We start from the raw sequence: 23477 nt of genomic DNA, 5'->3' as shown, positions 1-23477 counted from the left end.
AAAAGCTTGTGTTAAACGGATTTTTCTTTTTAGTACCACCAGGTAGCTTGGTACATCTTGTTCTTAGCGGTGGACTCCCTACTGATCATTAAAATTTCATTTTTATTGAGTACCCTATTCCGATATCCCAACAGATGGAAAAATGGCTTTGCTAAAAATCGGGCAGCCTTTTTATTGACCAATAAAATGCCCTTATTTTTATCTGCCCAGGATAGTCCGGGTAATAGGGGCAGCAGGGCACTCATCTTTATTTTTCTCAATACGGCAGATAACCACAAGGCCAGGGAAGGGATTTTTCTAATTAGAAAAAAACCATCCTCTCCCTGCTTTTGATACAGCGGCATAAATACCCGTGCCTGTTTTTTTGCCAATATAGATTCATGATTGTGTTGGGCCAATAAACTTCCTTTATTGACTAGATCGAAACTCCTGAATCCGGGTTCCATGGTAAATTGGTCCCTTTTTTCAAGGCCGTGTTTATAGAAAATCTCATAAAAGTTGGAATCATTACCGCCCGATTCTTGAAGTTTTGTCTTGTATTCCTCAAAATCGGTAATGGAATCTTTTAAAAGAGCGCCGCCGTATACCAGGGCCAACCACATAAAAGCAACGCTATTCTCCACGGCTTCTTTGGCTAGGTGTTGACCAGACTCAAACCCTACCGAGAGATACCCTTTTTGGTTGATATAACTAAGTAAGGGACCTTCTAAATACTCCTCTATCCCCAACACTATGGGCACGGGAAAAAGCCTTGCAAATTTTCGGTTAATCAAAGCATCGTTTATAGTGATAAAAGGAGGAGTCTCACTGGAGGTGGTATGAAAATCAATAAAATAAAATGGACCCGGTTCTGTATCCAGAATGGTCTTCAAAACATGGGATATAGCGAGCAATTCCCTTTCTTCCCTAAGAAGTTGATCTTCCGATTTGTTGAAGATTTCTTCCATTCTTTTTTCAGTCCATAATCGGTTTAGATCATGATCTATAAATCTTTTACCCAACTTAAGTGCCATCACATTGCCACGGATTCCATAAATAGACCCCTTAAGGGGCATAATTTCTTTCTTCAATTTTTGGAAAACTTCTTCTATGGCCTTTTCCCCAGAAGGTTCGTTCCCATGAATTCCGCCAAAGAACACCATAGTAGGCCCCTTATCACCCCCTTTTAAATGGCCTATGAGTCGGCCATCCCCCAAGGCTTCTGGTTTTTTCATCATAAATCCCTGCTTGTAATGATCCCAACCAGCTTCTTGCCGTGTACCACTGGTAGGCAATTTATGGCCTTACTTTCCATTAATTCCTTGGCCCTGTCTAGGCTTTCGTCTTGACGTATGGTATGTAGTTCCGTTTTCATCCTTTCCGATACCCGGCCATCAAACTTATCGGGCTCTTTTAAATACGCCTTAAGATCGGTCCATGTTAACAATCCAACCAAATCCAAATCATCATTTAATATGGGAACATGATGAATATTTTTCCACTGCATCATTTTCAATACCAAGGCTGTACTATCACTATCCTGGGCGGTAATGGTTCGCACACTCATCCGATGGTAGACCTTCCTGTTATCTGTGTCCAATATAGAAACATCTCCTCTGGGCAACTGCCATCCGTCCACGGAATATCCCTTTTGCTGCCCCTCATACATCTTGGCTGTCAATAGGACCAAAACATCGGGAATCTTAAACTCCTTTCTCAGATGTCTATAGCTAAGCACCGTCCAACGAGCACCATTATGGGTGGCAATCCGCTTTTCAATAATTTTTAAATAATGTTCCACATCTTCTGCTGCCACCCCTAATTTATACAGCCCCCTATAAGCCATAGGAATTAGAAGATCTAACAGCAACCGTTGACTGGGGATTAGTTGTCCTTCCCAATAAAATTGTGCCGCCATCCCGTATCTCGCAGCATGGAAAAAATTTCCCTTTACCTCCTTAAAATCCATCTTGGTATGGAGGGCATTATACTTTTTGGGTCTGCCCATCATTACCCCCACCCAAAGCATCATATTGGCAATCTCATCTTCGGTAGTGGGACCAGCGGGCAGGTACCTATTTTCAATTCTAATATGGGGTTTGCCATTGGTAACACCATAACAGACGCGGTTCCAGGTGTACACCGTCCCATTATGAAGCGCCAATGCCTTTAGTTTTGGTATCCTTCCTTGTTCCAAATCTTTTAAACTATCCATCTCTTCTGTTGTAGAAAAAAGACTTCTAAATCCGGAGATAGATTCCCTAAAATAATCAACGACACTTCCTCTTGCCCATTTATTCCCAAAATGGACCCTAGATTCACTTTCATTTAAAAGGAAATTACTGGCCCGCGTATCCACACTCTGAGTAAATAGGGCAATTCTGGTCTCTTCCCATAATTCCTTTCCAAACAGCATGGGAGAATTGGTACAAATAGATAAAATGGGCCCTGCAATGGCCTGGGACCAGTTATAGGTATCTTCAAAGTCGTAGGGGTCTATCTGCAAGTGCGTTTGAAAACTGGTGTTACAACCTTCAAACAAAACAGAATCGTGACGTATATTTAGCTCGTCTACCCCCTTTATATGAAATTCCAAATCGTGGTTTCTAATTTCCGTAATCACCTCGTTCAAAATCTGATAACGGGTAATAGGGGTCATATAGTCCATATCTAAATGACGTTTGGAAATGGTAGGCAAAATGCCACAAAGGATAATTTTAACCGCCTGTTCCCCAGCCGCCTTATCGGCTTTTTCCAATAGGCGATTCAATTGATGGTGCATTTGGGAAAAACATTTTCCGGATAGGGGAAGGGGATCCAAATTAATCTCCAAGTTATAAAGGGCTAATTCATGGGTGAAATGGGAATCGCTAATTGCTTCAAGTATTTCCGACGCCTTATTGGAAGGCTGCCAGCAGGCATCTACCAAACAAAATTCCTGTTCGGCACCAATCCTTATAGGACTAAGCTCAAACATTTTGTGTTCCAAAACATGTTCTAAGGCCCTAATATCCCCTAATAACTGCTTAATATATCTTGCCTTGTGAGGGTTGTTCCTCAATTTTTCAACTTGTAAATTTCCCATACCTCATACTTGGTTCGCTAGTTAAAATGATACCCTAAGGTAATAGTTAGGGAGATTGTGAACTATGATGCTGGTCATATCCCATATCTGTGCTTTTTATTTTACTTTTACAGCAGCATGACCTATAAATTCCCAAAAAGAGAAAAGTTAAAAAGCAAAAAGCTCATAGATCAGTTATTTGCTGAAGGATCGTCCGTTACCCATTACCCCATTAGACTGATCTACCTAGAGACGCGGTTTAAGGACCAGCCACGCTATAAGGTAGGGGTCACGGCTTCCAAAAGAAATTTTAAGAGTGCCATAAAGAGAAATCGAATAAAAAGATTGATGCGGGAGGGGTACCGACTTAATAAACAGCTACTTTTTAACAACAACGAAAAGCAGTTTGCGTTTATGTTTTTATATCTTGGGAAAGAGATGCCCACACAGGCAAAAATATCGGACACTATGATCCGATTGATGAAGACCTTCAATGCAAAAAATGCCCCAAAAGAGATACAATAAGCACCTCAGAAAACTTATGGCAAATACGAAGGGAAAACTGCTTATTACATAGGACCGTTAAAAAATAATAAACATCTTGATATGAAAAGGATATTGCTAAAACGAATGTTAGTTCCAGTTCTTGCAATTGCTTTTTTAATTGCTGGAAGTAGCTTTAAGAGCGATTTTTTTGAAATTGCCAAACAGATAGAGATTTTCACCACCCTGTTCAAGGAACTAAATATGAACTATGTGGATGAGACCAACCCTGCAGAACTGATGGATACCGCCATTAAGAACATGCTGGGAGAACTAGATCCCTACACCACATTTTTGAATGAACAGGATGTAGAAACTTTTAAAATAAACAATCAGGGAAAATATTCCGGCATTGGCGCATCGGTCCGAAGTTTTAAAGACAAAATACTCATTGTAGAACCCTACCAAAATTATCCAGCGGATAAAGCCGGACTCAAGGCAGGGGACGAAATTATTAAGATTGGGGACCTTTCCATTTCCGAAATTCAGGACAGTGCAGACGAACTCCTAAAAGGGGCCAAAAATACCGGTGTAACGGTTACCTATCTTAGGCAAGGAGAAACTAGGACCACCACCATTAACCGAGAAGCCATAGAAGTAGATGCCGTACCGTTTTATAAAATGATTAATGATGATACGGGGTACATTGTGCTGTCCAAGTTCAACAAAAAAGCCACGGCACAGACTAAAGAAGCTTTGTTGGATCTTAAAGTGAAGGGTGCCAAGAAGATTGTGTTGGATTTAAGGGATAATCCGGGAGGATTATTGTCTGAAGCCATTAATATCACCAACCTGTTTATACCTAAGGGAGAATTGGTGGTGACTACCAAATCCAAGGTAAAAAAGTTTAACAGGGAGTACAAAACCCCCAAGCAACCGGTAGATACGGAAATACCCCTAGTAGTATTAGTAAACGGCAGGAGTGCCTCTGCCAGTGAAATAGTAGCCGGAAGTCTTCAAGATTTAGATAGGGCCGTTATTATAGGGGCCAGAAGTTTTGGAAAAGGCTTGGTACAACGCCCATTAAAACTAAGCTATGGCACTCAATTAAAGGTCACTATCTCTAGATACTACACCGCTTCGGGCAGGTGTATCCAATCCTTGGATTACAATAATCGGGATGAGGATGGGAATGCTCTTAAGAATACCCGCTTCCAAGATTTTACCACCAAAAATGGAAGAAAGGTACAAGATGGAGGGGGCATTCTGCCAGATATCGAAATCGCCACCGCAAAAACAAATGCCTATACCCAAGCCTTGATGGAAGATCAACTTATTTTTGATTTTGCCACCGATTATTATTATAAAAATCAACTAAACAGCAGTGCGAATTTCAACTTTGGAGACAATGAGTACCAACAGTTTAAGGCCTATGTATCCAATAGTAATTTTAGCTTTGAAACCAAGTCAGAAAAAGCTTTAAAGGAAGTAATGGGGAGCGAGGGGAGTGCCCTGTACGGAACCCAAGTAACCGAACAATACAAATCCCTATTACTGGCCATGAATAAAGATAAGACTGCAGCCTTGGACAAGTATAGAACAGAAATTCAAAAGAATTTGGAGGACGAAATCTTAAAAAGATATTTTTATAGAGATGGCCTATACCAATACCACCTAGTCCATGACGAAGCTATCCAAACCGCAACGGCACTGCTAAAAGATGAAGCAACGTATAGGGGCATTCTAAAATAGAAATCCCCCTCTAAAACAATAGCTTATATTTTAAAATAGACCTTCTTTTTATCCAGAAAATAGGTGATATACCAAAACATAAATAAGACTAGGAGGGAGTTGATCACCATAATAATGCTGTGATTAACCCCCAAGGGTGCCAAGATCCCTTCAGAGAAAATTAGACCAAATCCTCTAAACCACTGGGATCCCACAGTTTCCGAAAACAGGTAAATAAAAATGGAATTGGTACCTACCACAGAAAAAATAAGGAGCCATTTATTGTTATGTCCCTTAATATCCATCCACCAATAACACAGGGCTAGGGTAAGCAATGTCCACCCGCCAGAAGCCAAGGTAAAGGAAGTGGTGGCAATACGTTTTACGATAGGGGTTATTCCGGCTACATCCATACCATAACCCAATACCAACAGAATTGCGCCCCATAACAGGATGGGTTTCAGCTTTTCCCTATTGCTTTTTCCAGATAACAATAATTGCCCACATAAAACCCCCATTATGGTATGTACGGCAGTAGGTAGAAAATTAATGAAAACCCAACCGCCACCACTTAGTTTTCCCATGACCAATAGATCTACAAAAGATCCAAAATTGCTTCCTTTTACAAAGGGATCTTGTGGATTATATAGCCTGTACAACACTTCCGTAAGTAGTAATATGCCCACACAAATAATAATCTGAGTTCTGTGGGACAAGGACATAATAGCATAGGCAATGGCAATGGTGAATGCCAATTGTACCAACACGTTCCAAAGCTCCCAAACCAAGGCCTTACTATAAACACAATGCAACAACACCCCAAAGGCGAACAATAAAAGGCATCGTTTAATAATATGCCGGTTTACAGCTGCTTTAGTCTGTGTTGCCAATCGTTTTCTTAAGCTAAAAGGCATGGCTACCCCAACGATAAACATGAAATAAGGCTGAATCAAATCCCAAAAACGAAGTCCGTTCCAAGGGTGATGTTCAAGCTGCCTTGCTATGGGTTCCAATAATTTATTATCGGATACCAATTCATTAAAACTTCCATGAAATCCGGCTGCTTCTGCAATCAATAAAAACATGGTAAGGCCACGAAATACATCCAAAGAAAACAAGCGTTGGCTAAGGGGGGGTAGGGTCTTGCTCATAGTAGATTTGGTTTGTCGGTTTTATAAACCCTCCATGGAAAGTTTATTGTGATGGTTTGGTTGATTATAGTCTTTCCATATCGGTTACTATACTATGGAAAGGAAACACAATGTAGTGATAATATGTAAAATAGAAAATACGCCAAGTTTAAAGTTATATTCCCAAAGGATGAAACTTTCCAATTTAGACCAACATTTCTTACTTTGCATATTATATAATGTAGAGACTAAAACTAAAACATGAAAACCTTAAAAACACTAGTAGTGGGCTGTGGTAATATGGGGATATCCCATGCTAGGGCCTATCATAAATTAGATGGATTTGAAATTGTGGGATTGGTGAGCAGAAGTCCGGAAAGCAGGGAAAAATTATCCAAGGAATTGGGCGGCTTACCTACTTTTTCCGATTTTGGAAATGCGTTACAAGAAACCAAACCAGATGTGGTATCTATTAATACCTACCCAGATACCCATGCGCCATATGCAAAAATGAGTTTGGAGGCAAATGCCCATGTGTTTGTAGAAAAACCCCTGGCACTAACCGTAGAAGAGGCACAGGAACTGGTAGATTTAGCCAAGGAAAAAAATAAAAAAATGGTGGTGGGTTATATACTACGAGTACATCCTTCCTGGACCAAGTTTGTAGAAGTAGCGCGAGATTTAGGAAAACCCTTGGTGATGAGGATGAACCTAAACCAGCAAAGTTCCGGTACACATTGGTATACCCATAAACAACTGATGAACTCTATGTCGCCCATAGTAGATTGTGGGGTACATTATGTAGATATCATGTGTTTAATGACCCAATCCCAACCCATTAGCGTAAGCGCCATAGGAGCCCGTTTAACAGAGGAAATAGATTCCGAGATGTACAATTACGGTCAACTACAGGTTAGGTTCCAAGACGGTTCTGTTGGCTGGTACGAAGCCGGATGGGGCCCCATGATGAGTGAAACCGCCGTTTTTATAAAAGATGTAATTGGTCCCAAAGGGGCAGTATCTATTATGGACCAGGAGAAAGCCGAATCCCAGGACATAGATGGCCATACCAAGACCAATAGTTTAAAATTGCATTATAGCGAACTGGACGAGGCCGGGAAGTTCACAAAAAAGGATCAACTTATCCCCACCGAAGATGAACCAGATCACGATGGCTTATGTTTGTTAGAGCAGGCCTATTTATTAAAAGCCATTAAGGAGGATCTAGACCTTTCCGATCATTTGAACGATGCGGTAAACAGCCTAAAAATTGTGCTGGCAGCAGACGAATCGGTGCGCACTGGGAAAACCGTACTTCTATAGAATAAAGGATCCTATAAATTAGCGAGCTTTCCTTAGAGAAGGGAAGTTTATATTCCGCTGATTATTAAACATAAAAAAGCCCCATTACCTTCATTATATCAGTAATGTAATGGGGCCTATTTATTATCGCTACTCCTTTAATCCTTAAAAAGGGGCGTTTTAGTCAATTCTATTAAGCCATCAGTGGGCTCTTTAAGATATCTGTTAGCGCGTAAATAACGGTTGAGGTTATATTCATCAAAATTATCCGCCGTTTTATCTACACTGCTAATATGTACCCTTCCAGCAGAATGTATAAACTCGTTATTCCCAATCCACATCCCCACATGAACCACCCGTTCTTTTGAAGTTTCGGTGGCGGGTGTTCCAAAAAACAACAGATCCCCTGGTAGCAGCTCGTCAAAGTTTTTCTCTTCGTCTACCTTCTTACCCGTATGTATCTGCTGGGAAGCATCCCTAGGCAATACAATACCGTTTAGAAAATATATGGTTTTGGTAAACCCGCTACAATCCACTCCTTTAGTACTGGTTCCACCCCAAAGGTAGGGTACCCCCATGAGGGTTTTGGAAGTATGTACCAAGGATTCCTGAGAGGGGTCTAAGGCTGCTAACCAAGCTTCGTAATCCTGGGACTCGCTTTTAAGGATGTAAGCTGTTCTCCCATCCGGAAAACGCACCTTATTATAGTTTTTTTCCTCGCCCAACCATTCCAAAATTCCTCCGGCCACCATATCCGAGACCACAGCAGCGTTTTTATCTGGAGCGGCGAAAGCCTGCCCCATGGTATTGGTAAAGATCACCTTGTCCGTACTTTTCCATGTTAGGAAATCGACTTCCTCCAAGCGTGTAATTCCTCCCGCGTCTACCCAGGATAAATAGCGATCTGGGGTTTGTATGAGATACCAGTTATTTTTTTCCTTAAGAATTTTCACAGGGGTTCCCAATATCGCCTGGGTAACCAATTCGGACGAATGGGAAGGCTTTCCGCGTAAATTGGCCACAGATATTTGTACAAGACCATGAATTTTCCCTTCCAAGTTGGCAGCAGGCAGCAACGCTATACTATCCGTATAAGCTATATTTTTTTCATTCAACCTTTCCTTAAGGGCACTGATGGCATCTGGTAGGTTGCTCTGGCCCCTAAGCACCGTTTTACCGCCGGTAGCCAACAGTTCTACCTCTAAAAGTGCTACTCGTTTATCCGGAGCATATTCCTGTCTAATTTCCTCTACTATATGTTTTAGATCGGCGTTTTCCTCCTTGTTACCACTTAGACAAGAAGTTACCAATACCATCCCCATTACAACTAAAAATCCATTCCAATACCGTTGCATAATGTTTTTTTTAAGATAGGGACCCTATAAAAAAACAAGTAGCTTACCTAGTTTTACTTAAGGACCGTCCCCAATTTTTATATCATTTAAATTAAACCTCTAAATCTATAAAAATTTATTCATTAAAAAGAATTGCTCCCAAGGGGGTCTATCCTCCAGGATGACCAAAAATTATACGTCCAAAAGATTAAATGGAAAACCTATTTATGTAAACTGTTTGTATAGGGTAGTAGCAAAAAAGTTGGGCTACACTATACCAGCGCCTTTAATTTAACAACATGAGGTGAATTTTGTTAAAAATGTACTAATTCCCTATAGAAGAACCCTCAAATTTTGTAATATACAAGATTTATTATTATTTTTCCGTTATGACAAAGATTGAAAATTCCGAGATGCAAAATTCTGAAAATGAGGCCTTCATAAAAAAATCAGTTAGCCATCTCGAAGCACATGGATTTGAAAATATTAAAGCGGATATTGAAGGGTATGATCGCCCAAAATCCTTTCTAAAAAAAGGTAGCGATACTAAAATTACCCCCAATATAGTGGCTTTAAAAAATGGAAGGAAATATTATTTTGAAATCAGTTTGAAATCTGAAAGACCCTTAATGCTTAAATCGAAATGGCTTTTCTTGGATACCTTAAGCCGGATGAGATCCAATAGATTTAAAATTATCACTACAAAGGGGCATTACAAATTCACGGATAATATGTTGGAAGACATCAATCTAACCGATAAAACACCTATCAGAATTTAAACCGATTCATAATATTGTAAACAAAAAAAACACCGCTAATATGGTGTTTTTCTGTTTATAATATAGGTGTTATTTATTATAATCCTTTATCTCCTTATCATCCCTATATGCGGAATACCATCTTCCAAATATTCGGATCCCTGAGCTACAAAGCCTAGTGAGGTATAGAATTTAAGCAAATACGTCTGTGCAGAAATGCGAATGGGAACATCCCCAAAACTATTCCGTATAAATTCTATGGAAGCCTCCATAATTTCCTTGCCATATCCGTGCGTACGTTCTCCTTTTTTCACCATAACCCTCCCAATACTAGCTTCCTCAAATAATTGTCCTGGACCAAAAATTCGGGTGTAGCCCACTAGTTTATCTTTCTTTCTACCCATTAAATGAGTAGCCTCTTCATCCTTCCCATCTATATCCTGATACACACAATCCTGTTCCACCACAAAAATTTCGGATCGCAATTGCAACACCTCATATAATTCCTGTGTTTCTAATTGGTTAAAAGTTTTTATTTGGATAATCATATATAAAGGAATCTTAGTCTACAATCTACGGTATGATCCTGCTTGGAGTTGGCATTATTTAAAGAATGGGACCCTATGATTCCAATAACCAACCATTTTTTATATACAATGGGGTATTTTTTTTATTCGGTCTTCATGGCGCCCCCCCTCAAAGGAAGTATCTAGGAATGTTTTTACCATATCTAAAGCTTGAGGTAAGGAAATATATCTTGCTGGTAAGCTAAGAATATTGGCATTGTTATGTTCCCTAGCTAATTTTACTATTTCGGTTGTCCAACATAGGGCAGCCCTAATATTTTCATATTTATTGGCCGTCATTGCAGCGCCGTTCCCGCTACCGCAGATTATTATTCCTAAATCAACCTTGCCCTTATCAACATCACTAGCTACAGGATGAATAAAATCTGCATAGTCCACACTTTCTATCCCATCCGTACCATAATTAACAACTTCTACACCTAGGGATCTTAAGTAGCCAACAATAGCTAGTTTATATTCGGTTCCCGCGTGATCATTTCCAACGGCTATTTTCATCTTTTTAAAGTTAGGTTATGATTATAGTATTATAAAAACGTTCATTTTCAACTATATTGAAGAGTACAAATGTACAAATACCAGTGGTTTCACCACATATTACACCTTATTAACAACATAATTTTCTAAAAAAACGGAATCAGTTGTTATTTAACGGTTTAGTAATACTTGTTAATTGTTGATAAACAGCCGACAAAATCTTACTATTAAATTTTTAATATCCGTTTTAAAGTTGCCTTACAAAAGTTTCGGGAAGATTAATAATTTACTTTTCAAATTTCATCAAAAGATATTAAACACATATCCGAAGTAATTAACAGTAAAATTAATTTTACTTATCACTAATTTTATGTTCAAAGGAGTTATCAATAACTGTTGATAACCTTGTCAATCCCTTGATAATTATTGTAATTACTAGTCAATAAGTTGTCAATAAACTTCCAATGCTACTCAAAGCAAGTATAAAAGCATAAAATTATTCCCCCTATCAACAGACAATAATAACAATCATTTTTTTTAAAAATTTTAGAAAAAAGAAAGATGTATATATAGTATATGTTGATAACAACAAAGATTAACTTCTAAAAGAGAATAGAAAGACAATGGATATAAATTCGTAATTTTCCAAAAATTAAACGCTTAATGTCAAAGAAGAAAAAAAAGAGCAAGAATCATTTAAAAAACGAAATAACTAAAGGGATATTTACGGTTCTAGAAAAGGAACCAAAGAAAACCTTTAACTATAAACAAATAGCTGCTAAGATTGGTATTACAGATGCCAACGCTAGAAATCTGCTTATAAAGCGATTGACCGAATTAAAAGAGAAGAAAAGAATTTTGGAAGAGGGCAGGGGCAATTATAAGGCCATTGCTAGTACCAAAACGTACCATACTGGAAGAGTGGATATTACCGGAAGAGGGAATGCGTATATTGTGGTAGAGGGAATGGAAGACGATGTTTTTGTACCCTTCAATAAGCTTAAAAAAGCCTTCCACAAAGATGAAGTAGAGGTATATATTTTTCCTAAAAGAAAGGGAAAAAAGCTAGAAGGGGAGATTACAAAAGTGGTGTCCCGTTTTAAAGATAATTTTGTGGGAATTGTGGATATGCAAAAAGATTTTGCCTTTGTGCGTCCCACAGATTATAGAATGTATACAGATATCTTTATTCCCAAGGATAAATTATCCACCGCCCAGGATGGGGATAAGGTAATTGTAGAATTAAAGGAATGGCCAGACAATGCCGATTCTCCCTTTGGGAAGATTGTGCAGGTGTTGGGTAAGCCGGGAGAGCACGATACGGAAATTCATTCCATTTTGGCCGAGTATGGCCTGCCGCACGAGTTTCCGGCAGAGGTAGAAATGTTTGCCAATACCTTGGACACGTCCATAAAACAGGAAGAAATTGAGAAAAGAAGGGATATGCGTAATAGCCTTACTTTTACAATAGATCCAAAGGATGCCAAGGATTTTGATGACGCACTTTCCTTTTCCGTTCTAGAAAATGGAAATTATGAAATTGGGATCCATATTGCCGATGTGTCCCACTACCTAACGCCAGATACTATTCTGGATGAGGAGGCCTATAACAGGGCTACGTCCGTATATTTAGTAGATAGGGTGGTTCCCATGTTACCCGAAGTATTGTCTAACAATGCTTGTTCCCTAAGGCCCAACGAGGAAAAGTATACTTTTTCTGCAGTGTTTGAGTTGGATGATAAGGCACGCATCAAAAAGGAATGGTTTGGGCGTACCGTAACGGAATCTAACGAACGATTTTCCTATGAGGAAGCACAGCATATTATAGAAACCAAGAAAGGAAATATCAGTAAGGAGGTATCCATTAGGGATAAGGCTTATCAGGTAGATGAGGAGATCGTTAATGCTACCCTAACCATGGACAGATTGGCTAAAATAATGCGATCTGAAAGGATGAGGGAAGGCGCTATTTCCTTTGATAAGGTAGAAGTACGCTTTAACCTGGATGAGAATAACGAGCCACAAGGCGTCTATTTTAAAGAGTCCAAGGATGCCAATAAATTGATTGAAGAATTTATGCTGCTGGCCAATAGAAGGGTAGCCCAATTTATAGGAAAGCAAAAGCCAGAAAAAACTTTTGTATATCGTGTACACGCCGAACCGGATGAAGAAAAATTAATGGCCTTAAATGGTATTATTTCCCGTTTTGGACACAAACTAAACTTTAAGGATAAAAAGTCCATTAGCAATTCCCTAAATCAGCTTTTAGAAGATGTAAAGGGAAAAAAAGAGCAGAACCTGGTAGATACCTTGGCCATCCGAAGTATGAGCAAGGCCATTTATACGGTAGATAATATTGGGCACTACGGTTTGGCATTTGATTACTATACCCATTTTACCTCTCCCATTAGACGGTACCCGGATGTAATGGTACACAGATTATTACAGCACTATTTGGATAAGGGCGCCTCTGCAAAGGCAGATGTTTACGAGGAAAAGTGTAAGCACTCCTCCAATATGGAGTCTTTGGCGGCCAATGCAGAAAGGGATTCTATAAAATACATGCAGATTAAATTTATGGAAGACCATAAGGATCGTGAGTTTGTAGGAGTAATTTCTGGGGTCACCGAATGGGGGCTATATGTAGAGATTATTGAAAATAAATGTGAAGGGATGGTCCGTATTAGGGATATTAAGGACGATTATTATACATTTGACGAGAAAGACTACGCAATTGTGGGTCAAAAAACCAACAAAACGTATCAATTAGGAGACGAAGTAGTGGTTATGGTAAAAAGTACCGACCTGGTGAAACGTCATTTAGATTTCTCCCTCTTGGGCAAGAAAGCCTAAATAGTGGTGTTAAGAAATAGTTTGTTTTAACCTCCTTTTTAAGCTGTCCAGTAAGGAAAGCCTAAGAAAAGGAGGATTTAAGTTTTGCCATTTGGAGTAATTACTTGGAATTCCCAAGTCCTAAGAACGATAACTTTAAGCGAATGAAACAAAAAATTTCCATACTGCTGTGCCTATTAATCGGAGTACTATCGGTTAAGGCGCAGAACGAAAAATTTATACAGGAGCTAAAGCCTTTTCAGGAGGTAAAGGCTTATGATGGGCTGTCTGTAAACCTTATTAAATCTGATGTGAACCGGGCCGTGGTTACCGGAGCAAATACTAAGGACGTTGCTTTTGTAAACAAAGACGGGGTTCTTAAGATCCGTATGAATATAACTAAACTGTTTAGTGGGTATAGAACCTTTGTGGATTTGTATTATACCGATCAGATAATGGTGATAGATACCAATGAGGATGCAAAGATTACCTCCAATGAATCTATAGCACAGGCGGTGCTTACCCTCAAGGCCCAAGAGGGAGGGGAGCTAGTGATTCATACAGCGGTAGAAATGTTGCATGTAAAGAGTATAATGGGCGGTAAAATTACCACCAGTGGCAGTGCTCATACCCAAGAGATCTATATTAATACCGGGGGGAGTTACAATGGGAAAGACTGTAAAACCAAAGTAAGTACCGTAAGTGTAAATGCCGGATCCAGGGCAGTCATACATGCAACGGATCATGTAGACGCCAACGTAAAGGCAGGTGGTGAAGTATTGGTGTATGGAAACCCTAAAAAAATGGATAAAACAACGATATTTGGAGGGAAAATCATCCGAATGTAACGGATCCGGAAGAAAGCTTACCAGCATAATAAAATTAAAGTGAACTACTAAACCCTATTACCGGGGTACTATTTCCCAGGTTGTTAATTAAATAATATGATTGAAGATATACAGGCGGCAATACCATTAGGCTTCTTATTAAGCTTTATGATAGGCCCTGTTTTTTTTGTACTATTGGAAACCAGTGCTATTAAAGGATTTAGGGCTGCGCTCTGTTTTGATTTAGGGGTTATAATAGCCGATATTATTTTTATAATCGTCGCCTATTTCAGTAGTTTTCAATTGTTGGAAAATTTAAGCAATCAACCCGGGCTATATGTATTTGGAGGCGTTATTTTATTGGTTTACGGACTTACCAATGTTTTAAAGAAGGAAGCCAAACACACCCCAGAAAAAATTAGGGTGACCAAAGGAGATTATTTAAGTCTCTTTGTTAAAGGATTTTTATTGAATTTCATCAATATCGGTGTTTTGGTATTTTGGTTGGGGATTATAATTGTGGTGGGCCCTAGTTTGGACAATGAACCTAAAAGAATCTGGACTTTTTTCGGGGCCATGATAGGAGCCTTATTCGTTACGGATATATTTAAGATCCTTCTGGCCAAGCAATTGAGAAGAAAACTGACTAAAAGAAGAATTTATTTGGTGAAAAAAGCGCTGGGTATTATCCTAATTCTTTGTGGACTGGTCCTTATCGTTAAAGGCTTTCTACCCAAAGACAAACTAAATATAGAACAGGGAATAGAACTTATAAGGGAATAAAAAAAAGATTGCAATTGCAATCTTTTTTTTAATTCCTTGAGGTTTGGTTTTTTAGCGATATTTTAAAGGTAGTCGTGTGCCGTAATATCCTTGTTTTCTTCTCCCCTATCGTTATATTTTTTTAATTCCATCATCCAATAAACGAAGGCGGCAAAACAGATTATCATAAAAATCCAGTTCAACGTATTGGCTGCCCACCAACTTTCCATGGCACGTAAGGCGTCAAGCGGTGCAAAAAGCACGTTTACAAATAAATCCTCAATACCGCGAAATAATGTATTCATCTTAATTATATTTACCTACAAAAATATAAAAAACTGGAATGATTTCAAGCATTTTTGGGAAAACAAAGCCAATTAATTACATACTGCTTATAGGGTTTCTTTTTGGTTTCTATTGGTTTGTGCATTTAATCATGTTCCAAAGGACCTATAACTTAGAACAACTAGCGGGACAGTCGGTAATACTGGGGTGCATTTTGTTTAGTTTATTCCTCGTAAATTTTATAGCAAACAAGAATAAGATTACCGGATCCAATTCCATGGGGATGTTGTTTTATACCCTCTTAATAGTGTTTTTTCCAAGTGTGCTGTTAGATGTTAATGCTATTTTCTGCAGTTTTTTTATTTTATTGGCAGTACGTAGAATCTTGAGTCTACGCTCTTATAGAAATGTAAAACACAAGATTTTTGATGCTAGTATGTGGATTTTGATCGCTAGTCTTTTCTACGATTGGGCCCTACTCTATCTCATACTGGTTTTTGTGGCCATAAATCTCTATCATTCCAAAAATATACGAAATTGGCTTATCCCTTTTGTAGCTATCATTGCTATGCTGCTTATTGGTATGGCCGTATTGGTGGTCTTGGGAAACCCCGATTATCTGTTAGATCACTATAAATTTCAGGTGTCCTTTAATGCTTCTTATTTTGGGGATTATGAAACAGTTGCCTTCTTTCTTCTCTATGTGTTGGTGATATTGTTAAGTGGTTTTATGGGATATATGAGGTTAGGTAAGGTAGGATTGGGGTGGTTAATGAGAATGCGATTGGTACTCTACATATTTCTGGTTGGCCTGCTAATCACTTTCTTTAAATCTTCTTCCGATAATTACCCTATAATAATTACATTTTTTCCTGCGGTAATTTTTATGACTACCTATGTAGAGACCATTAAAAAGGAAAGAATAAGGGAATTGGTACTTATTACCACCATCATTCTTCCTTTTATTGTTCTGTTGGCACGCATCTTTTAAGTAAAATTAAAGGTATATTTGTCCTTAAAATAGAATACCATGTTTAGTGATTTTGCCTTTAAAATATTTAATGAAAGCATTGAAAAGTATCATGTGGAGGACCGGGTAGACCAAGATTTTTCCAACCCCTATCCCAAGGACGATATTGCGCATCTCTTATATAGGAAAAACTGGATAGATACCGTACAATGGCATTATGAAGATATCATAAGGGATCCCCAAATTGATCCGGTGGCAGCCTTGAAACTGAAAAGGAAAATTGATGCCAGTAACCAGGACCGTACAGACTTGGTGGAGTATATAGATAGTTATTTTTTAAAGAAATATGAAGCGGTATCCATAAAGGAAGACGCTACTATAAATACAGAAAGTCCGGCTTGGGCCATAGATAGACTCTCTATTTTGGCACTAAAAATATACCATATGCAGGAAGAGGTGAACAGGACCGACGCTTCCGCGGAGCATATAGAAAAATGTCAGGCTAAACTCAATATTTTATTAGAACAGCGAAAGGATCTATCTACTGCCATTGACCAGCTGTTGGCCGATATTGAAGCCGGGAACAAATATATGAAGGTGTACAAGCAGATGAAAATGTACAATGATGACGAATTAAATCCGGTACTACGCAAAAAGAACTAAGGCCCTGCCTAGTTCCCTATAAGAAATTCTTATGGAAACGGAAATCGGAAACGGAGAAGTGAATTTAGGTAACGGAAAGGATCAGCACGATGTACACCTATTGGTGATTAGGCTATCTGCCATGGGCGATGTGGCCATGACCGTACCGGTCCTTTCCGCCCTACTCCAACAACATCCCTACGTCCGCATCACCGTATTAACAAAAGGATTTTTAAGACCTCTTTTTGAAGGTCTCCCTAGGCTGGTAGTAAAGGAAGTCGATGTAAAGGGAAAACACAAGGGTGTTTTAGGTCTTTGGAAGCTCTATAAGGAGTTAAAAGACTTGGATATAGACCTAGTAGCAGATTTGCACAATGTGTTGCGTAGTAACGTCCTAAAGGCCTATTTTGGCTTGGGATCTACCCCTTTTGTACAGATAGATAAGGGAAGGGCCGAGAAAAAAGCCCTTACCTCCCTAAAAAAGAAAAAATTTCTTCCCTTAAAAACAACGCATCAGCGCTATGCCGATGTTTTTGAGGCCCTCGGATTTCCCTTGTCCTTGGAAAATCTTAGTTTACTTTCTAGTAGAACCATAGCGTTAGACACGCAAAAAGTATTGAAGGGTGTTGATAAACCATGGATTGGTATTGCACCCTTTGCTGCATTTGAGGGGAAAATGTATCCCTTGGAACTTATGGAAGAGGTGGTAGCTGGATTAAACGAGACAGATAATTACCAAATACTACTTTTTGGGGGTGGTGAGAAGGAAAAGTTGGCCTTGGAAAGCTGGGAATCTAAGTATAGGAATTGTATTAACATGGTAGGAAAGATTCCTTTTAAGGAAGAATTAAGCCTTATTTCCAATCTACAACTTATGATTGCCATGGATAGTGGCAATGCACATTTGGCCGCCATGTTTGGGGTACCTACCCTTACCATTTGGGGGGTAACCCATCCCTATGCCGGATTTTATCCATTTGCACAAAAAGGGAATACCATAGTGGCAGATAGGGAACAATTCCCCCTTATCCCAACTTCTGTTTATGGAAATAAGTTCCCACCGGGCTATGAGAATGCCATGAAAACCATTGCCCCTAGTTCCATCCTAAAAAAAGCCTTTGAAATTTTAGAAAACCAACCGTCTATACCGAGGTAGGTTGGTCCATGGTCTTAAAATATTGACGTAACTGTTGGATGTATTGATATCTAAGTTGTTTACTGTTTCCTTCTACCATTAAGGTGCGGATTCCCATATAAGAAGAAACTAAATAAGTGGCCAGGCCCTCACTATCTACATGTCTGCTAATATATCCATCTGTTTTTCCCTTTTGCAAAAGAGTCACTAGGTTTACCTTCCATACGGTTACGATATCTAGGAGATAGCTCATTATTTCCGGATTTTTCCCATTGAATTCATTAATAAAATTTCCTAGAACAAACCCGTAATCCAAGAAATTTTCTTCGGCTCTCTTCAGATCATTTTCCAAGCAGTTAAGGATGGTATTCAAGGGATCTTCCTTTCCCTCTAAGGGCGCTATTAATTGATGGTAAACCTTTCTAAAGAGGTTGGTCTGGGCTATGGTGATAAAAAATTCTTCCTTGGATTGAAAATGGTAGTAAAACGCTCCTTTGGACAAGGATAATTTTTTAAGGATATCGTCTATACTGGTGTTGTAGTACCCATTCTGATAGAACAGTTCCAAGCCTGTGGTCTGGATGCTGTTCATGGTGGCAAGTTTTTTTATTTGATGTTTCATGATTCGGTATTATCGTTACAGACCAATAAGTCTGTTACCCTAACTCCAGATTGATCCAATTATTTACTTTAGAATGTTAAAAGTGGATTTAAATTCGATGAAATGCACTAATTGCCTTAATAGAGCCAATTATAAAGCCCTTAGAGACCGGTAAGTCTGTAAGGGCTATAATGTGGTGGTATGTATTTAAACTATCGGTAAATGGTCTTATATAACGCTACCTTGACAACTACTTCCTGCACCTGCGGTACAGCCGTAGCAATGTTGTGAAATAATAATATTCCTATTCTGAAGGAGTGTCTCATTATACTCTTTAATGTGTTGCACCTTACTGGCAACCTTTAAACCCAACATCTGATTAAAATCACAATCGTACAACCAACCATCCCAGCTTACCGAAATAGTATTGGTACACATTACATTTTCAACAGCGGCAGGGTTATAGGCTTCCACTAGGGAATACATATAATCCTCATAGTTTCCAGAGGCGATTAAATAGTCTAAGAAACGAGCTATAGGAAGATTGGTGATGGCGAATAATTGGTGGAATTCTATATCATAATCGGCCTTCAACGCCTTTTTAAAGTCGCGCTCCATAGCTTTTTGATCTCCGGGCAAAAATGCTCCGGAGGGATTATACACTAAATCGAGCCTAAGCGGACTGTTGGGCATTCCGTACCCTACAGCATTCAAATCTTTCAATGCCTGTATAGATTTATCAAAAACCCCATCCCCTCTTTGCTTATCTGTTTTACCCCTGGTATAATGTGGCATGGAAGAAATCACGTGAACATTGTGTTTCTTAAAGAATTGAGGGAGATCGTGGTACTTTTTGTTTGCACGGATAATGGTTAGGTTAGACCGGACAATGAAGTCCTTCACCCCTAAATTGGAGGCCTCTTCCACAAACCATCTAAAATTTGGATTCATTTCAGGTGCTCCTCCTGTGAGGTCTAAGGTATGGGCTCCGGTGTTTTTTATGACCTCTAAACAGGCTTGCATGGTTTCTTTGGTCATAATTTCCTTACGGTCCGGACCTGCATCCACATGGCAGTGCTCGCAAACTTGGTTGCACATATAGCCAACGTTGATCTGAAGGATTTCCAATTTTTTGGGACGCAAAGGAAGCTTGTCTATTTGAGCCAGTTTATCTTTAAAATAGGGGATTTCCCCTTCCTTAAAGAGACCACCATTGAGAATCTCCAATTGTTTATTTCCCATTGCAAGCTCGTCCTGTCTTGCTTTTAATGATTTTGTTACCATCGTGATTGTTTCAAATACTCCCTTGCCAGGCTATTAAAGTATGTGGCATTCTTTAATAGCTTGGAAGGGGGTATATTACATACTCAATTTGTTGTATTTTTTCATCATTTGTACCCCGTGAACTAGGGTTGCCCCTCCTTCTATGGCTGCACCTACATGAACGGCCTCCATCATTTCTTCCTTGGTTATTCCTTTCTCCAAACCATCCTTGGTATAGGCATCTATACAATAAGGACATTTTACCACATGGGATACGGCAAGGGCAATCAAGGATTTTTCCCTGGCACTCAAAGCACCCTCTTCAAATACCTTTCCATAGTAATCAAAGAATTTGGTTCCTAGTTCTTCACTCCATTCGCTAATTTTTCCAAACTTTCGTAAGTCTGCTGGATCGTAATATGAATCTGACATGGTAATTTATTTTTTTAAATAGTGATTAGTGAGGGTAAATCCAAAGGACAATTCCCTTGAAAGTTACGCTCGATTTTGGTTTAAATAAAATTTTAGATTTTTTACCCCTAGGATAACGCTATTATGTTCCTAAGGAAAATTGCTTGCAGTAAGCACTAAGGTGCATGGATTTGGGCGATCCTTTGTTGTAGAAGGTATCGGTTAAGTATTTTTTAGGTAAACTGGTTGAACCATAGCTAAGCTGCTGCTTTAGCCCAAATATGGATTGTAAAATCGATTTTAATCTAGGTGGTAGGTTGGTAGGTTGTTGTGTGATAATTTGAAAATCCCTTAGACGGTCCAAATCCAACAAGGTGGGTAATACTGTGGTTTGCTGTTTGTTTAGTCCAAGTAATTGATAAAAGCAGGTTGCTAATTGGGCGGTTTGCCAGGGTAGCTTTTTAAATTGTTGCGGATCTAAACTATTTATTAAAGCAGTATTAAATCCCATTAGATAAAAACCTCCGTCATGGGACGGGCCCAACACCATTTCCTTGGTATTTAAAGAAGACTGGGCTTTTAATATAAGGGAAGTGGTTAATTGTGGCGTATCGTTTCCTATGGTAATCAGCTGTTGATATCCATTGGCCATTACTTGTTTAATGGCGTTTAAAAATCGCTCTCCAAAATTGGTTCCTTCCTGTTCTTTTTCCGTAATATGAAAGTAAGGTAAATTGGTTTGTTTTACCTGGCGGAGGGTATGTTCGTTTAAACCTGTGAACAATGCTTCGCCCCCAGGGACGGGCTTATGTTTTATTTCCTCCTTGGCAGAATTTGCAAAAACCAGAATGGCGGTTTTTTGTTGCATTATCTTTTAATTTATAACATTGGTAGGTAAACATACAATAAATACCCATAATAGGTTGGTCGGGCGGTGGAGCACTGCATTACAGTATATAAGGGATTTAATTAATATGTTTTCTTAGTATCAGGTTGTTATAAATTTAAAAAGCCTTGAAAAACTAATTTCAAGGCTTTTTAAATTTATGGTTACTTGCTTCTATGGTGCGTACTTATCATTCAAGATTTTTACAATATCATCGGTAACATCATGAGCGTCCTTTCCGTAAAGCACGGCTCCCCCATCCCCTCCACTGAGGATGTAGGCATACCCATTAGATTCCCCATAGGCTTTTATTTCTTTTTTTACCTTGGATACCAGGCTGTCCATTTCTGTCTGGCCTTTCATTTGTAGTTCTTGTTCTTCTTGTTGTAATTGCTGACCAATAAACTGACTTCGTTGTTGCAGGGCACTGTATTCTTCTTGTGCTTTTTGCTGGGATAGTTTTTGTGCCTTGGTCTGAAAAGCTTGTGCCTCTATTTGAAAAGCTTGGGAGATACTATCTCTCTTTTTATTAAATTTATCGGAACGTGTTTTAAACCTATTTTCAATATCTGTTTTTTCTTGATAGGCGTTCATCAATTTTACGTTATCTACATAAGCTATTTTTTCCTGTTGGCAAGAAAGTACAGTTAGAAAGACTACTGCCAATACTAATTTTTTCATATTCCAGTTTTTATATTTCATGTAAAAATAGTAAAGGTTTTTTATTATTTGTCAAATATTAAATCGATTCCCATTTTGATATTTAATTTTATTTGATAAAGGTGTATCTTCAAAAGCATCTTATTTTAAATATAAAGATAATCAATGATATTTTAATTTAAGATAGTTATTACCTATTAAAATAACCCTATTTAAATTTGATTTAAGAAGATTTAAATAAATTGGTATATAAGAGGTTGGATACTTGTATAAAACAGCCTGTAATAGCTTTAAATAGCTTATTTGTCTTTTTTTAGCACATAAATATGGGAAGAATACTCTTTGGTTCGCCATCCTAGGAAATTTGATTTTAATCCTATAAAAATAGCTTTTATAAAGGAAGATTTTTTGGTCTTGTATTTTTCGGATAAAAGGGAAACATAGAAGGCGTCAAAAAGCATGGGTTTGGTTTTTACAACTTTATACCCATGTGGTTCAAAAAGCTTCTCGATACTTGTTTTTGAAAAATGCCATAGGTGTCTTGGTACATCATAGGCTGCCCAATAATTTTTGTAATAGGATGCATCGTAGGATTTATAGTTGGGTACTGCAATGATGAAGGTACCCTTTTCGCTAAGGAGTTTAATGAGTATTTTTATTTGTTCCTCTAGTTCTGGTAAATGTTCCAAAACATGCCATAAGCTGATGGTGTCAAATTTGGAATCAGAAATAGCCTCTAATTCTTTTTCTAAGCGAATACCTTTTTGTGCTGCGTTTGTCCGAGCTGTTTTATTGGGCTCTACTCCTAGTGTTTCAAAACCGTTATTTTTAGCAGCCAATAAAAAATCCCCAGTGCCAGCGCCCACATCCAAAAGAGAGGATCCTGGTTTTGAATATTGTTTTAACAGGGAAATTTTAGAGCGTATATTAACGACTTTTACGGCCTGATAGATTTTATCTAATAGTGTTTTTTTGGAATCGGTATGTGAAATATATTCCTCGCTTTGGTAATAGGATGCTAAATTTTCGGGTTGTGGTTTAGTGACCAGCATATCGTATTTAGCATTGTATAGCAAGCTAAATTTTTCTCCACTTACGGAATGGTCTTTACATTTTAAATAAATATCCTCCTGGGTCATTTTCCTAAATGGGGTTTAATTGGGACGAAGATACTGTATATGGGATGTATAAAAAAGACAAATATAGCGTACAATTAAAAGGGAATTGGAAATGATTGGGGTTTTAGTAGGCAGTAAGTTTTGATTAGTTTTTAATATTGTGACCAGGTTAAATATCGGACCATTTTTTGTACCATATCATTTCTGTCCTTTGCTATCGGTGGTATCTTATCTTAAATTTTT

At 38.5% G+C, this 23477-nt stretch carries 23 protein-coding genes; 10 read left to right on the top strand and 13 right to left on the bottom strand.

The window, feature by feature from the left end; translation table 11 throughout:
* Positions 1 to 29: 29 nt before the first annotated feature.
* Both BV214_RS00990 and BV214_RS00985 read right to left on the bottom strand, forming a co-directional pair.
* On the bottom strand, positions 30 to 1217 hold the full coding sequence (locus BV214_RS00990; protein WP_086475613.1) for a M14 family metallopeptidase: 1188 nt from the start codon (positions 1215 to 1217) through the stop codon (positions 30 to 32).
* Positions 1214 to 3064 carry a CBS domain-containing protein gene (locus BV214_RS00985; RefSeq protein ID WP_086475612.1) on the bottom strand — a complete coding sequence of 617 codons (1851 nt, stop codon included), beginning with the start codon at positions 3062 to 3064 and terminating at the stop codon, positions 1214 to 1216. The genes BV214_RS00990 and BV214_RS00985 overlap by 4 nt, the downstream gene beginning before the upstream one ends.
* A 117-nt stretch (positions 3065 to 3181) precedes the next feature.
* On the opposite strand from BV214_RS00985, the gene rnpA reads away from it, so the two are divergent.
* Positions 3182 to 3568 (top strand): ribonuclease P protein component, encoded by a 387-nt coding sequence (rnpA, locus tag BV214_RS00980; RefSeq protein WP_086475611.1) that lies wholly within the window; start codon positions 3182 to 3184, stop codon positions 3566 to 3568.
* Between the two features lie 81 nt (positions 3569 to 3649).
* A complete protein-coding gene (locus BV214_RS00975) occupies positions 3650 to 5278 on the top strand; it encodes a S41 family peptidase (protein ID WP_086475610.1) in 1629 nt (542 codons plus the stop codon).
* A gap of 23 nt (positions 5279 to 5301) precedes the next feature.
* On the opposite strand, the gene BV214_RS00970 is transcribed toward BV214_RS00975, so the two are convergent.
* Positions 5302 to 6408, bottom strand: coding sequence for an acyltransferase family protein (locus BV214_RS00970; RefSeq protein WP_086475609.1), 1107 nt, complete (start codon positions 6406 to 6408; stop codon positions 5302 to 5304).
* Positions 6409 to 6648: 240 nt separating this feature from the next.
* Between BV214_RS00970 and BV214_RS00965 the strand changes: the two genes are divergently transcribed.
* Entirely contained in the window at positions 6649 to 7710 is a 1062-nt protein-coding gene (locus BV214_RS00965; protein WP_086475608.1) for a Gfo/Idh/MocA family protein, read from the top strand.
* Positions 7711 to 7847: 137 nt separating this feature from the next.
* Here the strand turns inward: BV214_RS00965 and BV214_RS00960 are convergent, their stop codons facing one another.
* Entirely contained in the window at positions 7848 to 9044 is a 1197-nt protein-coding gene (locus tag BV214_RS00960) for a C40 family peptidase (protein WP_086475607.1), read from the bottom strand.
* A gap of 368 nt (positions 9045 to 9412) precedes the next feature.
* On the opposite strand from BV214_RS00960, the gene BV214_RS00955 reads away from it, so the two are divergent.
* Positions 9413 to 9802: a hypothetical protein gene (locus tag BV214_RS00955; RefSeq protein WP_223883383.1), complete on the top strand. Its 390-nt coding sequence runs from the start codon at positions 9413 to 9415 to the stop codon at positions 9800 to 9802.
* A gap of 86 nt (positions 9803 to 9888) precedes the next feature.
* Here the strand turns inward: BV214_RS00955 and BV214_RS00950 are convergent, their stop codons facing one another.
* Both BV214_RS00950 and BV214_RS00945 read right to left on the bottom strand, forming a co-directional pair.
* Positions 9889 to 10329: a GNAT family N-acetyltransferase gene (locus tag BV214_RS00950; protein ID WP_086475606.1), complete on the bottom strand. Its 441-nt coding sequence runs from the start codon at positions 10327 to 10329 to the stop codon at positions 9889 to 9891.
* 99 nt (positions 10330 to 10428) lie between these two features.
* Positions 10429 to 10863: an RpiB/LacA/LacB family sugar-phosphate isomerase gene (locus tag BV214_RS00945; protein WP_086475605.1), complete on the bottom strand. Its 435-nt coding sequence runs from the start codon at positions 10861 to 10863 to the stop codon at positions 10429 to 10431.
* 642 nt (positions 10864 to 11505) lie between these two features.
* On the opposite strand from BV214_RS00945, the gene rnr reads away from it, so the two are divergent.
* The 3 genes from rnr (at position 11506) to BV214_RS00930 (ending at position 15284) form a co-directional block, all read left to right on the top strand.
* Positions 11506 to 13695 carry a ribonuclease R gene (rnr, locus tag BV214_RS00940; protein WP_086475604.1) on the top strand — a complete coding sequence of 730 codons (2190 nt, stop codon included), beginning with the start codon at positions 11506 to 11508 and terminating at the stop codon, positions 13693 to 13695.
* A gap of 143 nt (positions 13696 to 13838) precedes the next feature.
* On the top strand, positions 13839 to 14522 hold the full coding sequence (locus tag BV214_RS00935; protein WP_086475603.1) for a head GIN domain-containing protein: 684 nt from the start codon (positions 13839 to 13841) through the stop codon (positions 14520 to 14522).
* Between the two features lie 96 nt (positions 14523 to 14618).
* Entirely contained in the window at positions 14619 to 15284 is a 666-nt protein-coding gene (locus BV214_RS00930) for a LysE family translocator (RefSeq protein ID WP_086475602.1), read from the top strand.
* A 62-nt stretch (positions 15285 to 15346) separates the two neighbouring features.
* On the opposite strand, the gene BV214_RS00925 is transcribed toward BV214_RS00930, so the two are convergent.
* Positions 15347 to 15568 carry a DUF6341 family protein gene (locus tag BV214_RS00925; RefSeq protein WP_086475601.1) on the bottom strand — a complete coding sequence of 74 codons (222 nt, stop codon included), beginning with the start codon at positions 15566 to 15568 and terminating at the stop codon, positions 15347 to 15349.
* 38 nt (positions 15569 to 15606) lie between these two features.
* Here BV214_RS00925 and BV214_RS00920 point away from each other — a divergent pair, with 38 nt between their 5' ends.
* Genes BV214_RS00920 through BV214_RS00910 form a run of 3 tightly spaced genes read left to right on the top strand, consistent with a single transcriptional unit; the run spans position 15607 to position 18316 of the window.
* Positions 15607 to 16539 (top strand): DUF6427 family protein, encoded by a 933-nt coding sequence (locus tag BV214_RS00920; RefSeq protein ID WP_086475600.1) that lies wholly within the window; start codon positions 15607 to 15609, stop codon positions 16537 to 16539.
* Positions 16540 to 16578: 39 nt separating this feature from the next.
* Positions 16579 to 17181, top strand: a complete 603-nt coding sequence (locus BV214_RS00915) for a DUF4254 domain-containing protein (protein WP_086475599.1) — start codon at positions 16579 to 16581, stop codon at positions 17179 to 17181.
* A 31-nt stretch (positions 17182 to 17212) separates the two neighbouring features.
* On the top strand, positions 17213 to 18316 hold the full coding sequence (locus BV214_RS00910; protein ID WP_317045151.1) for a glycosyltransferase family 9 protein: 1104 nt from the start codon (positions 17213 to 17215) through the stop codon (positions 18314 to 18316).
* On the opposite strand, the gene BV214_RS00905 is transcribed toward BV214_RS00910, so the two are convergent.
* The 6 genes from BV214_RS00905 to BV214_RS00880 all read right to left on the bottom strand — a co-directional run bounded on the left by BV214_RS00905 (position 18303) and on the right by BV214_RS00880 (position 23255).
* The gene (locus tag BV214_RS00905) at positions 18303 to 18917 is read right to left on the bottom strand and encodes a TetR/AcrR family transcriptional regulator (RefSeq protein WP_086475598.1); all 615 of its coding nucleotides are present in this window, start codon (positions 18915 to 18917) and stop codon (positions 18303 to 18305) included. The two genes, BV214_RS00910 and BV214_RS00905, sit on opposite strands and share 14 nt — an antisense overlap.
* A gap of 207 nt (positions 18918 to 19124) precedes the next feature.
* On the bottom strand, positions 19125 to 20180 hold the full coding sequence (arsS, locus tag BV214_RS00900) for an arsenosugar biosynthesis radical SAM (seleno)protein ArsS (RefSeq protein ID WP_086475597.1): 1056 nt from the start codon (positions 20178 to 20180) through the stop codon (positions 19125 to 19127).
* A 75-nt stretch (positions 20181 to 20255) separates the two neighbouring features.
* Positions 20256 to 20591 (bottom strand): arsenosugar biosynthesis-associated peroxidase-like protein, encoded by a 336-nt coding sequence (locus BV214_RS00895; RefSeq protein ID WP_086475596.1) that lies wholly within the window; start codon positions 20589 to 20591, stop codon positions 20256 to 20258.
* A 121-nt stretch (positions 20592 to 20712) separates the two neighbouring features.
* Entirely contained in the window at positions 20713 to 21438 is a 726-nt protein-coding gene (locus tag BV214_RS00890) for a TIGR04282 family arsenosugar biosynthesis glycosyltransferase (protein WP_086475595.1), read from the bottom strand.
* 192 nt (positions 21439 to 21630) lie between these two features.
* Positions 21631 to 22137, bottom strand: coding sequence for an OmpH family outer membrane protein (locus tag BV214_RS00885; protein ID WP_086475994.1), 507 nt, complete (start codon positions 22135 to 22137; stop codon positions 21631 to 21633).
* A 278-nt stretch (positions 22138 to 22415) separates the two neighbouring features.
* Entirely contained in the window at positions 22416 to 23255 is an 840-nt protein-coding gene (locus BV214_RS00880) for a class I SAM-dependent methyltransferase (RefSeq protein WP_086475594.1), read from the bottom strand.
* Positions 23256 to 23477: the final 222 nt, after the last annotated feature.

The sequence above is a fragment of the Arenibacter amylolyticus genome (assembly GCF_002150785.1).
Taxonomy (GTDB): Bacteria; Bacteroidota; Bacteroidia; order Flavobacteriales; family Flavobacteriaceae; genus Arenibacter; species Arenibacter amylolyticus.
The sequence above is the reverse complement of the archived record's forward strand: the minus strand, read 5'-3'. Positions and strand labels throughout refer to the sequence as shown.

Coding starts and splice junctions, on each gene's coding strand:
- BV214_RS00920 (WP_086475600.1), top strand. CDS start 15,607: ATGATTTCAAGCATTTTTGGGAAAACAAAGCCAATTAATTACATACTG.
- BV214_RS00915 (WP_086475599.1), top strand. CDS start 16,579: ATGTTTAGTGATTTTGCCTTTAAAATATTTAATGAAAGCATTGAAAAG.
- BV214_RS00910 (WP_317045151.1), top strand. CDS start 17,213: ATGGAAACGGAAATCGGAAACGGAGAAGTGAATTTAGGTAACGGAAAG.
- BV214_RS00950 (WP_086475606.1), bottom strand. CDS start 10,329: ATGATTATCCAAATAAAAACTTTTAACCAATTAGAAACACAGGAATTA.
- BV214_RS00925 (WP_086475601.1), bottom strand. CDS start 15,568: ATGAATACATTATTTCGCGGTATTGAGGATTTATTTGTAAACGTGCTT.
- arsS (WP_086475597.1), bottom strand. CDS start 20,180: ATGGTAACAAAATCATTAAAAGCAAGACAGGACGAGCTTGCAATGGGA.
- BV214_RS00960 (WP_086475607.1), bottom strand. CDS start 9,044: ATGCAACGGTATTGGAATGGATTTTTAGTTGTAATGGGGATGGTATTG.
- BV214_RS00895 (WP_086475596.1), bottom strand. CDS start 20,591: ATGTCAGATTCATATTACGATCCAGCAGACTTACGAAAGTTTGGAAAA.
- BV214_RS00930 (WP_086475602.1), top strand. CDS start 14,619: ATGATTGAAGATATACAGGCGGCAATACCATTAGGCTTCTTATTAAGC.
- BV214_RS00945 (WP_086475605.1), bottom strand. CDS start 10,863: ATGAAAATAGCCGTTGGAAATGATCACGCGGGAACCGAATATAAACTA.
- BV214_RS00905 (WP_086475598.1), bottom strand. CDS start 18,917: ATGAAACATCAAATAAAAAAACTTGCCACCATGAACAGCATCCAGACC.
- BV214_RS00885 (WP_086475994.1), bottom strand. CDS start 22,137: ATGAAAAAATTAGTATTGGCAGTAGTCTTTCTAACTGTACTTTCTTGC.
- BV214_RS00880 (WP_086475594.1), bottom strand. CDS start 23,255: ATGACCCAGGAGGATATTTATTTAAAATGTAAAGACCATTCCGTAAGT.
- BV214_RS00985 (WP_086475612.1), bottom strand. CDS start 3,064: ATGGGAAATTTACAAGTTGAAAAATTGAGGAACAACCCTCACAAGGCA.
- rnr (WP_086475604.1), top strand. CDS start 11,506: ATGTCAAAGAAGAAAAAAAAGAGCAAGAATCATTTAAAAAACGAAATA.
- BV214_RS00970 (WP_086475609.1), bottom strand. CDS start 6,408: ATGAGCAAGACCCTACCCCCCCTTAGCCAACGCTTGTTTTCTTTGGAT.
- rnpA (WP_086475611.1), top strand. CDS start 3,182: ATGACCTATAAATTCCCAAAAAGAGAAAAGTTAAAAAGCAAAAAGCTC.
- BV214_RS00975 (WP_086475610.1), top strand. CDS start 3,650: ATGAAAAGGATATTGCTAAAACGAATGTTAGTTCCAGTTCTTGCAATT.
- BV214_RS00935 (WP_086475603.1), top strand. CDS start 13,839: ATGAAACAAAAAATTTCCATACTGCTGTGCCTATTAATCGGAGTACTA.
- BV214_RS00965 (WP_086475608.1), top strand. CDS start 6,649: ATGAAAACCTTAAAAACACTAGTAGTGGGCTGTGGTAATATGGGGATA.
- BV214_RS00955 (WP_223883383.1), top strand. CDS start 9,413: ATGACAAAGATTGAAAATTCCGAGATGCAAAATTCTGAAAATGAGGCC.
- BV214_RS00990 (WP_086475613.1), bottom strand. CDS start 1,217: ATGATGAAAAAACCAGAAGCCTTGGGGGATGGCCGACTCATAGGCCAT.
- BV214_RS00890 (WP_086475595.1), bottom strand. CDS start 21,438: ATGCAACAAAAAACCGCCATTCTGGTTTTTGCAAATTCTGCCAAGGAG.